At 75.9% G+C, this 11,520-nt stretch carries 8 protein-coding genes; 6 read left to right on the top strand and 2 right to left on the bottom strand.

What is annotated here, in order from left to right; translation table 11 throughout:
• Positions 1 to 75 precede the first annotated feature (75 nt).
• The 3 genes from ACFY3U_RS24680 (at position 76) to ACFY3U_RS24690 (ending at position 4,308) form a co-directional block, all read left to right on the top strand.
• On the top strand, positions 76 to 906 hold the full coding sequence (locus ACFY3U_RS24680) for a universal stress protein (protein WP_387205831.1): 831 nt from the start codon (positions 76 to 78) through the stop codon (positions 904 to 906).
• 124 nt (positions 907 to 1,030) lie between these two features.
• Positions 1,031 to 3,433, top strand: a complete 2,403-nt coding sequence (locus tag ACFY3U_RS24685; RefSeq protein ID WP_387205833.1) for a phosphoketolase — start codon at positions 1,031 to 1,033, stop codon at positions 3,431 to 3,433.
• A gap of 8 nt (positions 3,434 to 3,441) precedes the next feature.
• Positions 3,442 to 4,308, top strand: coding sequence for a universal stress protein (locus tag ACFY3U_RS24690; RefSeq protein WP_387205981.1), 867 nt, complete (start codon positions 3,442 to 3,444; stop codon positions 4,306 to 4,308).
• A 7-nt stretch (positions 4,309 to 4,315) separates the two neighbouring features.
• On the opposite strand, the gene ACFY3U_RS24695 is transcribed toward ACFY3U_RS24690, so the two are convergent.
• Positions 4,316 to 6,694, bottom strand: coding sequence for a heavy metal translocating P-type ATPase (locus ACFY3U_RS24695; protein WP_387205835.1), 2,379 nt, complete (start codon positions 6,692 to 6,694; stop codon positions 4,316 to 4,318).
• A gap of 190 nt (positions 6,695 to 6,884) precedes the next feature.
• Here ACFY3U_RS24695 and ACFY3U_RS24700 point away from each other — a divergent pair, with 190 nt between their 5' ends.
• Together ACFY3U_RS24700 and ACFY3U_RS24705 are read left to right on the top strand one after the other, a co-directional pair.
• Complete coding sequence (locus tag ACFY3U_RS24700; protein WP_387205837.1) at positions 6,885 to 7,895, top strand: Acg family FMN-binding oxidoreductase; 1,011 nt, start codon at positions 6,885 to 6,887, stop codon at positions 7,893 to 7,895.
• A gap of 89 nt (positions 7,896 to 7,984) precedes the next feature.
• The gene (locus tag ACFY3U_RS24705; RefSeq protein WP_387205983.1) at positions 7,985 to 9,655 is read left to right on the top strand and encodes a GAF domain-containing protein; all 1,671 of its coding nucleotides are present in this window, start codon (positions 7,985 to 7,987) and stop codon (positions 9,653 to 9,655) included.
• Between the two features lie 48 nt (positions 9,656 to 9,703).
• Here ACFY3U_RS24705 and ACFY3U_RS24710 read toward each other — a convergent pair whose 3' ends face one another.
• Entirely contained in the window at positions 9,704 to 10,342 is a 639-nt protein-coding gene (locus ACFY3U_RS24710; RefSeq protein WP_387205839.1) for a response regulator, read from the bottom strand.
• A 181-nt stretch (positions 10,343 to 10,523) separates the two neighbouring features.
• Here ACFY3U_RS24710 and ACFY3U_RS24715 point away from each other — a divergent pair, with 181 nt between their 5' ends.
• On the top strand, positions 10,524 to 11,498 hold the full coding sequence (locus tag ACFY3U_RS24715; RefSeq protein ID WP_387205841.1) for an Acg family FMN-binding oxidoreductase: 975 nt from the start codon (positions 10,524 to 10,526) through the stop codon (positions 11,496 to 11,498).
• The last annotated feature ends 22 nt before the right edge of the window (positions 11,499 to 11,520 follow it).

The raw sequence follows: 11,520 nt of genomic DNA on the forward strand, positions 1-11,520 counted from the left end.
ATCCGGCCCCGCCGACGGTCCCTCCCGACTAGCGTCGGGAGGGACCGCGTCTGGCCAGGCCGGGAGGTGCGCCCGATGACCGGATCCGCCGCCCCGCCCGTGGTGGCCGGCGTCGGCCCGTCCGACGAGAGCCTGTCGGTGGTCCGCGAGGCCGCCCGGGAAGCCGCCGGTCACGACCGTGAGCTGGCCCTGTTGCACGCCTTCAACTGGGAGGCGGCCTGGCAGTCGCCCTCGGTCGGCGGGTCCCGGGCGGAGGCCGACGACCTCATCTCCCGGGCCGCCGCCCTGGCCAACCAGGTGGAGCCGGCGCTGTCGGTCAGCGGCGAGATCGTCGAGGGAGCGCCGGTCGCCGCGCTGATCCGGCGCTCCGAGACGGCGTTCCTGGTAGCCATCGGAGACGGCGGAATGGCCGCCTGCGGCGCCTGCGTACCGGCCGACGCGCCCGCCGTCCAACTGGCCGCCCGGGCGGGCTGCCCGGTGCTGGTGGTCCGTCCCGAGCCGCCGCCGCCCGGGCCGGTGCTGGTCGGGGTGGACGGCACGGCCAGCTCGCTCGCCGCGCTGGGCTTCGCCTTCGACTGCGCGGCCCGCCGCGCGGCCCGGGTGCTGGCGGTACGGGTGGTCGAGCCGGGCCGCCCCGACGACGGCGACGGACCGCTGGTCGAGGCGGTCGCCCGGGCCGGCCGTGGGCACCCGCGGGTGCTCACCGAGTGCCACACCGTCCGGGGCGACCCGGGGACCGTCCTGATCGAGCAGTCCCGCTCGGCGCAGGTGGCGGTGGTCGGCGCCCGGGGCGACGAGCCGTCCCGCGGCATGCTCGGCGAGGTCAGCCAGTCCCTGCTGTACCACTCGCCCACGCCGGTCATCGTGGTGCGCGGGCTGGTCTCCGTCGCGCCGGCCGGGGCATGACGCCCCCGGGCACCGGGACCATCGGCCCTGACCGGTTCCCGCCCGGAACGCCAAGCTGGACCGGCCCGGACGAATGCGCGCTTCCGGGTGTGCGACTCCCCGACCCGCGAGAGGCTCAGGCAGTATGGACACCGCTGTAGACCTGCACAGCCCCCTGACCGACGACGAGCTGCGCCGGCTGGACGCCTACTGGCGGGCGGCGAACTACCTCACGGTCGGGCAGATCTACCTGCTCGACAACCCGCTGCTGCGCGAACCGCTGGCCCCCGAGCACGTCAAGCCGCGGCTGCTCGGCCACTGGGGCACCAGCCCCGGGCTGAACCTGCTCTACGCGCACCTGAACCGGGTGATCGTCGCGCGTGACCTGTCCGCGATCTTCGTGACCGGGCCCGGCCACGGCGGCCCCGCCCTGGTCGCCAACACCTGGCTGGAGGGCACCTACAGCGAGCTCTACCACTCGATCGGCCAGGACGAGCGGGGTATGCAGCGGCTGTTCCGCCAGTTCTCCTTCCCCGGCGGGATCCCCAGCCACGTGGCGCCGGAGGTGCCGGGCTCGATCCACGAGGGCGGCGAGCTGGGGTACGCGCTGAGCCACGCGTACGGCGCCGCGTTCGACAACCCCGACCTGCTGGTCGCCTGCGTGATCGGGGACGGCGAGGCGGAGACCGGCCCGCTGGCCGGCAGCTGGCTGTCCAACGTCTTCCTCAACCCGGCCCGCGACGGCGCGGTGCTGCCGATCCTGCACCTCAACGGCTACAAGATCGCCAACCCGACGGTGCTGGACCGCATCCCCACCGACGACCTGCTGGCCATGATGCGCGGCTTCGGCTACCAGCCGTACGTGGTCGCCGGCGACGACCCGGCCACGGTGCACCAGCTGCTGGCCGCCACCCTGGACCGGGCGTGCGACGAGATCGCCGAGATCCAGCGCCGGGCCCGCTCCGGCGGCGTGGTCGAGCGCCCCCGCTGGCCGATGATCGTGCTGCGGACGCCGAAGGGCTGGACCGGCCCCGACCGGGTCGACGGCAAGCAGGTCGAGGGGACCTTCCGCGCCCACCAGGTGCCGATCTCCGAGGTACGCGACAACCCGGCGCACCTGGCCGAGCTGGAGCGCTGGCTGCGCAGCTACCGGCCGGCGGAGCTGTTCGACCCGACCGGCGCCCCGGTCGCCGAGCTGGCCGCCCTGCCGCCGCGCGGCGAGCGGCGGATGAGCGCGAACCCGGTGGCCAACGGCGGCAGCGTGCTGCGCGACCTGGAGCTGCCGGACTTCCGCCAGTACGGGGTGGACGTGCCGCGGCCGGGCGAACCGGCGGTGGGCGCCACCGGCCGGCTGGGCCCGTGGATCCGCGACGTGATCACCAACAACCCGCAGACGTTCCGGCTGTTCGGCCCGGACGAGGTGGCCTCCAACCGGCTCGGCGCCGCGTTCGAGGTGACCGGCCGGGCGTTCGTGGCCGCCACCACCGCCGACGACGACCACCTCTCCCCGGACGGCCGGGTGATGGAGGTGCTCTCCGAACACCTCTGCGAGGGCTGGCTGGAGGGCTACCTGCTGACCGGCCGGCACGGCCTGTTCACCAGCTACGAGGCGTTCATCCACATCGTCGACTCGATGGTCAACCAGCACGCCAAGTGGCTGAAGGTGACCCGCCACATCCCCTGGCGGCAGCCGATCGCCTCGCTGAACTACCTGCTGTCCAGCCACGTCTGGCGGCAGGACCACAACGGCTTCTCGCACCAGGACCCGGGCTTCATCGACCACGTGGTGAACAAGAAGGCCGAGGTGGTCCGGGTCTACCTGCCGCCGGACGCGAACACCCTGCTGTCCACCATGGACCACTGCCTGCGCAGCCGGCACTACATCAACGTGGTGGTGGCCGGCAAGCAGCCCGCCCCGAACTGGCTGACCATGGACGAGGCGGTCCAGCACTGCCGGCGCGGCCTCGGCATCTGGGACTGGGCCAGCACCGACGACGGCGAGGAGCCGGACGTGGTGCTCGCCTGCGCCGGCGACGTGCCCACGCTGGAGACCCTGGCCGCGGCGGACCTGCTGCGCCGGCACCTGCCGGAGCTGAAGGTCCGGGTGGTCAACGTGGTCGACCTGATGCGGTTGCAGCCGCCGTCGGAGCACCCACACGGCCTGCCGGACAACGAGTTCGACACCATCTTCACCCGCGACAAGCCGGTCGTCTTCGCGTATCACGGCTACCCGTGGCTGATCCACCGGCTGACCTACCGGCGCACCAACCACGGCAACCTGCACGTGCGCGGCTACAAGGAGGAGGGCACCACCACCACGCCCTTCGACATGGTGATGCTCAACGACCTGGACCGCTTCCACCTGGTCATCGACGTCATCGACCGCACCCCCGGGCTGGCCGCCCGCGCGGCGCACCTGCGGCAGGAGATGGTGGACACCCGGCAGGCCTGCCGCGACCACACCAGGCAGTACGGCGAGGACGACCCCCGGGTCGCCGAGTGGACCTGGATCCGGGAGAACGACCCCGCGCTTAGGTCGGGCCGGTGAGCGAGGGCCTGCCCGGCGCCGAGGAGATCCTGGTCGGGTACGACGGGTCGGCGGACGCCGCGGTCGCCCTGGACTGGGCGCTCGCCGAGGCGGGGCGCAGCGGTCGACCGGTCCGGCTGGCCTACGTGTTCGAGTGGCTGACGGTGGCCGGCTGGATCGGTCCCGGGGTGGCGCCGGGGATCTGGCCCGACGAGGCGGCCCGCCGGCAGGTGGAGGAGCTGGTGCGGACCACTGCGACGGACGCCGCGAAGCGGACCGGGGCGACGGTGCACGGCGAGGTGTTCGACGGGCCGCCGGGCCTGGTGCTGGAGGAGCGGTCGGCCGAGGCGGGCCTGCTGGTGCTCGGCAGCCGGGGGCACGGCGGGTTCGGCGGCCTGCTCGCCGGCTCCACCGCGGTGACGGTGAGCGCGCACGCGCACTGCCCGGTGGTGGTGGTGCGGCAGGCGCACGCCGACGCGCGGGGCCCGATCGTGGCCGGCTTCGACGGCTCCGACCCGTCCCGGGTGGCGCTCGGCTTCGCCGTGCAGCGCGCCGCCCAACGGGACGTGCCGCTGCGGGTGGTCCGGGTGTTCGAGCCGCCGGACGCGCGGCGGCGGCCCGCCGACCACGACGCCGAGGCCGCCGGCGACCAGCTGCGGACGGAGGTCGACGAGGCGCTCGCCCGGTGGCGGGAGACCTTCCCGGACGTGCCGGTCACCGTCGACGTGCGGCCCGGCGCCCCGGCCGCGGCGCTGGTCGAGGCGAGCCGGCAGGCCCAGCTGGTCGTGGTGGGCAGCCGCGGTCGCGGCGGGCTGCGCGGCGCGCTGCTCGGCTCGGTGAGCCAGCAGCTGATCCAGCACGCCGACTGCCCGGTGGCGGTCGCCCGGGAACGGTGAGCGGGGGTCAGCGGGGGTTGGCCGGCAGCGAGAAGTAGTCCTCCTCCTCCTGGGCCAGGTGCAGCCGCAGCACGGCGTCCAGCCCGTACAGGGCGGCCAGCAGATCGGGAACCTGGTCGGGGCGCAGGTGGCCGTCGGCGGTCTGGGTGAGGTGGCCGCCGATCCGGTCGACCAGGCGGCGGATCTCCACGTGCCCGCGGCTCATCGTGGAGGTCGCCTCGGCGCTGCCCAGCGGCCCGGCCAGCGCCGGATAGAGCTGCCGCTCCTCGGCGCTCTCGTGCGGCAGCACCTCGTCGGCCAGCCGGCGGTGCGTCTCGCGCAGCGCCGGCAGGCACCGCGGCGAGTCCGGGCGGGTGGCCACCAGATCCGCGGTGTCCCGCACCCGGGCCAGCACCTCCCGGACGCCGCGGTGCTCCCGCGCGTACCGGTCCAGCAGGTCCCGGGTGGCCGGTGGCACGTCCCGCTGGCGCAGCCCGCCGCCGAGCGCCCGCAGCGCGTTGAGGATCACCAGCACGTCGATGCCCTCCTGAAGGAAGGCGCCGCCGACCGGGGGCAGCCGGCCGGCCGCCGCGACCAGCATCGCCAGCACCGCCAGCCCCATCCCCACGGCGGCGCTCTGCACCGCGATCCGGCGGGCGTACCGGGCGATCTCCACCGCATCGGCGAGCCGGTCCAACCGGTCCACGGTGAGCACCGCGTCGGCGACGTCCGCCGAGGCGGTCGCCCCGGTGGCGCCCATCGCCACCCCGACGTGCGCCTCGGCGAGCGCCGGGGCGTCGTTCACCCCGTCGCCGACCATCACGGTGACCGCCCGGCGGGACTCCTCCCGGACCCGGTCGACCTTCTCCCGGGGGGACAGCTGCGCCACCGCCTCGTCCACCCCGACCGCCTGGGCGACCTGGTCGGCGGTGCGCGGCCGGTCACCGGTGAGCATCACCAGCCGGGCCAGCCCGGCCTCGCGCAACCGGCGGACGGTGCGCCGGGCGTCGGGGCGTACCGGGTCCTCCAGCAGGATCGCGCCGACCGGGCCGCCCTCGTCGCTGACCCAGACCGTCGACCAGCCGGCCAGCTCGGCGCGTTCCCGGGCCAGCCGCGCCCACTCCGGCGGGTCGCCGTCGAGCTGGCCGACCGTCACCCGCCGGCCGTCCACCCGGCCGGTGACCCCGCGTCCCGGCTGCTCGGTGACCTCGGTCGGCTCGACCAGCGGCAACCCCCGCTCCCGGGCCTGTCGCACCAGCGCCGCGGCCAGCACGTGCGGGGACAGCTGCTCCACCGACGCGGCCAGCCGGAGCACCTCGTCCCGGTCGCCGCCGGGGGCGACCACCGTCTCGGCGGCGCGCGGCCGACCGGCGGTGAGCGTGCCGGTCTTGTCCACCAGCAACGTCCGGGCCCGGCCGAGCAGCTCCAGCGAGCCGCCGTCGCGGACCAGCACGCCCCGCCGGGCCACCCGGGACAGCCCGGACACGATCGCGATCGGGGTGGCCAGCAGCAGCGGGCAGGGGGTGGCCACCACCAGCACCGCCACCGCCCGGACGAACTGCCCGGACAGCAGCCAGGCCAGCCCGGCCAGCAGCAGCGTGAACGGCACGAACGCCGCCGCGTACCGGTCGGCGAGGCGGACCATCGGCGCCTTGTGCGCGGTCGCCTCCTCGGCCAGCCGGACGATGCCCGCGTACGTGCTCTCCGCGGCGTTGCGGGTGGCCCGCAGGCCGACCGCCGCGCCCGCGTTGGCCACGCCGCTGCCCACCTGCTCGCCGGCGCCCCGCTGGACCAGCTGCGACTCGCCGGTCACCACCGACTCGTCCAGGGTGGCGGCGTCCTCCAGCGTCCCGTCCACCGGCACCACGTCGCCCGGCCCGACCAGCAGCCGGTCGGCCGCCACCACCCGGTCCAGCCCGACCACCTCGATCCCGCCGTCCGAGGTGCGCCGGTGCGCCTGGCGCGGCGCGCGCTCCAGCAGCGCCCGCAGGTCCCGGGTGGCCCGGCGCTGGGCGTACGCCTCCAGCGCCCGCCCGGTCGCCACCATCACCGCGATCACCGCGCCGGCCAGGTACTCCCGGACGGCGAGCGCGCCGGCCAGCGCCAGCACCGCGATGACGTCCACCCCGAACTGCCGGTGCCACACCTGGCGCAGCACCGCCCATCCGGCCGGCAGCAGCGCCGCCAGGGTCACCAGCGCCCAGACCAGGTCGGCCGCGGGCCGCCGGCCGGCGAACCAGAGCGCCGCCCCGAGCAGCACCGCGACGGTCAGCAGGGTCAGCGGGGCCCACTCGAGCAGGCCCGGCCGCGCCCCGCCGCCCGACGTGCCGAGCCGGCGCCGCAGCCACCCGACCGGGCGCCGGGCCGCCGGCCGCTCCGGTACGCACTCCCGCTGCTGCGCACCCACCCGCGGATCGTCCCAGCGCCCACCGCCCCGGAGCGGCGGAACCGGCGGAATCACCCGGGCCGAACGACCCGCCGGAGGAGGACCTGCGGACCGTGTGCCCCCGAGGGCGATCGCACAGGATGGAGCCGCAACCCCGCCCGCGCACCCGTCCGCTTGGGGCACCATGGGGAGAAACGGAAAGGTCGTGACGATGAGCCAGGACACGCCGGCCACTGATCGCCCGCTGACCACCGCCCTCGCGGAGGCGGCGGCGACCGCCGGCTACGCGCCGTCGGTGCACAACACCCAGCCGTGGCTGTGGCGGGTGCTGCCGGACGCCCTGGAGCTGCGGGTGGCCCGGGAACGCCAGCTCGCCGCCACCGACCCCGAGGGGCGGTTGGTGGCGATCAGCTGCGGGGCCGCGCTGCACCACGCCCGGCTGGCGCTGAGCGCCGAGGGGTGGACGGCGGTGGTCGAGCGGCTGCCCGACCCGGCCCAACCGGACCTGCTGGCCCGGCTGACCGGCCCGCGCCGCGGCACGGCCGACCCGGACGCCATGCACCTGGTGCAGTGCATGCAGGTCCGGCACACCGACCGGCGGCCGGTCAGCGACGAGCCGGTGCCCGCCGAGGCGCTGGGCGAGATCAGCCGGGCCGCCGGCGCGGAGGGCGCCGGGCTGCAGATCCTCGCCGCCGACCAGCTGCTGGACCTGGCCGCGGCGGCCTCGCACGCCGGCACCGTCGAGGCGGAGGACCCGCAGCTACGCGAGGAGCTGCAGTACTGGACCAGCCGGGCGGGCGCCGGCACCGGCCTGACCGCGGAGGTGCTGCCGCAGGACCAGCCGCAGACCACGGTGCCCGGGCGGGACTTCGGCCGCCCCGGCAGCCTGCCGGTCGGCCCGGGCCACGACAAGGCGGCCGCGTACGCCCTGCTCTTCGGCGACGAGGACGAGCCGGACAGCTGGCTGCGGGCCGGCGAGGCGCTCTCCGCGCTGTGGCTGACCGCCACCCGGCTCGGCGTGTCGGTGACCCCGCTGTCCGGCGTGGTGGAGGTGCCCGGCACCCGGCAGACACTGCGGCAACTGCTCAGCGGGCTCGGTTACCCGTACCTGGTGCTCCGGTTGGGGATCGCGGACCCGGCGCACGGCGGCCCGCCGCACACCCCGCGACTGCCCACCGCGCAGGTGGTGGACACCTCGGCGGTACGCGACCAGCCGCGGTGACGGTCTCGTGCCGGACGGTGGCCGAGGGATAGCATCCCGACGTGGCCACCGCCCCGACCCCGCGCACCGAGCACCTGCCCTCGCTCGGGCTGAGCCCGCTGTCCCGGGTCCGGCTGGACGAGCTGCTCCAGGAGATGCTCGACCGGGTGGGCGAGGTGGTGACCAGCCGGGAGCGGTTGCGCGCCCTGCTCGACGCGGTGGTGGTGATCGGCTCCGACCTCGACCTGCGCAGCACCCTCCAGCGGATCGTGCGGTCCGCCTGCGAGCTGGTCGGGGCCCGGTACGGCGCGCTGGGCGTGATCGGGCCGGACCGGCTGCTGCACGACTTCATCGTGCACGGCATCGACGACGAGCTGCACGCCCGGATCGGCGACCTGCCGCACGGGCGGGGCGTGCTCGGCCTGCTCATCGACGAGCCCCGTCCGCTGCGGATGCCCGACATCACCCAGCACCCCCGGTCGTACGGCTTCCCGCCGCACCACCCGCCGATGCACGGCTTCCTCGGCGTGCCGGTCCGCATCCGCGACCAGGTCTTCGGCAACCTCTACCTGGCCGAGAAGCAGGGCGCGCCGGAGTTCACCGAGGACGACGAGGAGATCGTCGTCGCGCTCGCCGCGGCGGCCGGCGTGGCCATCGAGAACGCCCGCCTCTACGCGCTGGCCCACCGGCGGGAACGCTGGCTGGCCGCCACCGCGGAGATCACCACGGTGCTGCTCGGCGAGGTGCGCCGCACCGACGCGCTCACCCTGGTGGCCCGCCGGGCCCGCGAGGTCGCCGAGGCGGAGCTGGCCCTGGTGCTGCTCTACGACGAGGACGCCGCCGAGTTCACCGTGGAGGTGGTCGACTCGGCCGACGGCGCGGCCCGGGAGCTGGTCGGCGCGGTGCTGCCGACCGCCGACACCGCCTTCGCCGGCGCGGTGGTGCAGGGGCGGCACGAGGTCGTGGAGAACCTGGCGGCGACCGCCCCGTGGCCGGGGCCGGTGGTCGCCGGGCCCGCGGTGGTCTCGCCGCTGGCCGCCGCGGACACCCTGCACGGCGTGCTGGTGGTCGCGCACCGCCCGGACGCCGGCCGGGCCGCCCACGACGACGTGCGGTTGCTCAGCAGCTTCGCCGGGCAGGCGGCGCTGGCCATGGAGCGGGCCCGGGGCCAGGAGGAGCGCGAGCTGCTGGTGGTCCTGGAGGACCGCGAGCGGATCGCCCGCGACCTGCACGACGTGGTGATCCAGCGGCTGTTCGCCACCGGCCTGCAGCTGCAGAGCGGGGCGATGAACGCCCGGCCCGAGGTCGCCAAGCGGATCAACGCGGCCGTCGACGACCTGGACGCCACCATTCGGGACATCCGTCGCACCATCTTCGAGCTGCGCACCCCGATGAGCGCGGAGCTGCGCACCGAGATCCGAGAGGCGGTCGACGTGGCCGCCGACTCGCTCGGCTTCCGCCCCACCGTCGAGCTCGACGGGCCGCTCGACAGCGCCGTCCCCGACCAGGTCCGGCCGGACCTCGCGGCCGTGCTCCGCGAGGCGCTGTCCAACGTGGTACGCCACGCCGGGGCGAGCAAGGTGGCGGTCGCCGTCCGGGCCGCCGCCGACCGGGTGACGGTGACCGTCACCGACGACGGCGCCGGCTGCGACCCGGCGGCCGCGCGCGGCGGCCTGATCAACCTGCGCGAGCGGGCCGAACGGCACGGCGGCGAGTTCGAGGTACGCCCGGTCAGCCCGCACGGCACCGAGCTGTACTGGTGCGTGCCGCTGCGCGACTGACCGCCGTCCCGCGGCCCGGGCGTTGCGTGCCTTCCGCCGGCCCCGGCGTCAGTGCGTCTTGCCGAGCAGCCGGGTGGCCAGCACCGCAGCCTGGGTGCGCCGCTCCAGGCCCAGCTTGGCCAGCACGCTGGAGACGTAGTTCTTCACGGTCTTCTCGGCGAGGAACATCTTGCCGGCGATCTCCCGATTGGTCAGCCCCTCGGCCACGTACTCCAGGATCCGCCGCTCCTGCTCGGTGAGGGTCTTCAGCTCGCGCGGCTGCTCCACCCCGCTGCGGATGCGCTCCAGCACCCGGGTGGTGATGGCCGGGTCCAGCAGCGACTGGCCGGCGGCGACCCGGCGTACCGCGTCGACCAGGTCGGTGCCGCGGATCTGCTTGAGCACGTAACCGGCCGCCCCCGCCATGATCGCGGCGAACAGCGCCTCGTCGTCCTCGTACGAGGTGAGGATCAGGCCCTTGATCGACGAGTCGACGGCCCGCACGTCCCGGCACACGTCGATGCCGTTGCCGTCGGGCAGCCGGGCGTCGAGGATCGCCACGTCCGGCCGGAGGGCGGGGATGCGGCGGGTGGCCTCCGGCGCGGAGCCGGACTCGCCCACCACTTCGATGTCGCCGCCGCTCTGCAGCAGGTCGGCCAGGCCACGACGGACGACCTCGTGGTCGTCGAGCAGGAAAACCCGGATCATCCCTCGTTTCTACCCGCCCCGGGCCGGCCGGGCACGGGCCGAAGGTCCCTACCCGGACGCGCCGGCGGCGGGGAGGGCGACCCGGCCGGGACGGGACGTCCGGCCCTGCCTCGGCCGGGGACCGGTGCCGCACGGTGGAGACGGACCACCGGGGGGCGGCCCGACCGGAAGGAGCTTCACCATGGACACCGGTTTCACCGTCGCACAGCTGCGGGCCGCCGCCGCGGACGCCGTCCGGGCGCCGTCCCTGCACAACGCCCAGCCGTGGCGGTTCCGGGTCCGCGACGGCGGGATCGAGCTGTCCATCGACCCGGCCCGCCGGCTGCCCGCCACCGACCCGAGCGGGTGGGGCGCCCGGATCGCCTGCGGCGCGGCGCTGTTCAACCTGCGGCTGTCGCTCGCCGTGGCCGGCACCCCGGGCACGGTCCGGCTCCGGCCGTACCCCGGGGAGCCGGGGGTGATGGCCCGGCTGGTCCCGGACCTGCCGCGCCGCCCCACCCCCACCGAGCAGGCCCTGCACGCGGCTATCCCCCGCCGGTTCAGCAACCGGGCGCCGTTCTGGCCCGACCCGGTGACCGCGGACGCCCGCTGGCGGCTCGGCGAGGCGGCCCGCGCCGAGCAGTGCTGGCTGGAGCTGCTGATCGGGACCAGCGCGGTCAACGCCTTCGCCGAGATCGCCCGCAGCGCGCACCGCGTCCTCGAACGTGACCCCGGCTACCGCACCGAACGCGACGAGTGGATCCGTCGGGAGCCCGCGCCCGACGGGGTGCCGGCCAGCGCCGGCGGCCCGCAGAGCGAACCGCAGGACCTGCTGCCCGCCCGGGCCTTCGGCGGCCGCAACCGCGCGCCGGGACGCGACTTCGAGCCGGAACCGCTGGTTGCCGTGCTCGGCTCCGCCGGCAACACCGCCACCGACCAGCTCGTCGCGGGGCAGGCCCTGCAACGGGTGCTGCTCACCGCGACCGACGCCGGGCTGTCGGTGTCGCTGCTGTCCCAGCCGATCGAGGTGCCGGGGGCGCGCGAGCAGCTGCGGCTGTCGTTGGGCCGGTTCGGCACCCCGCAGATGGTGATGCGGATCGGGTACGGCCAACCGGGCCGGGCCACCCCGCGCCGCCCGGTGGACGAGGTGCTGGACCTGCCGGTGGTGCCCGCCTGACCCGCCGCCGCGGCCTCCCGGG

Source organism: Micromonospora sp. NPDC000089 (assembly GCF_042899365.1).
Taxonomy (GTDB): domain Bacteria; phylum Actinomycetota; class Actinomycetes; order Mycobacteriales; family Micromonosporaceae; genus Micromonospora.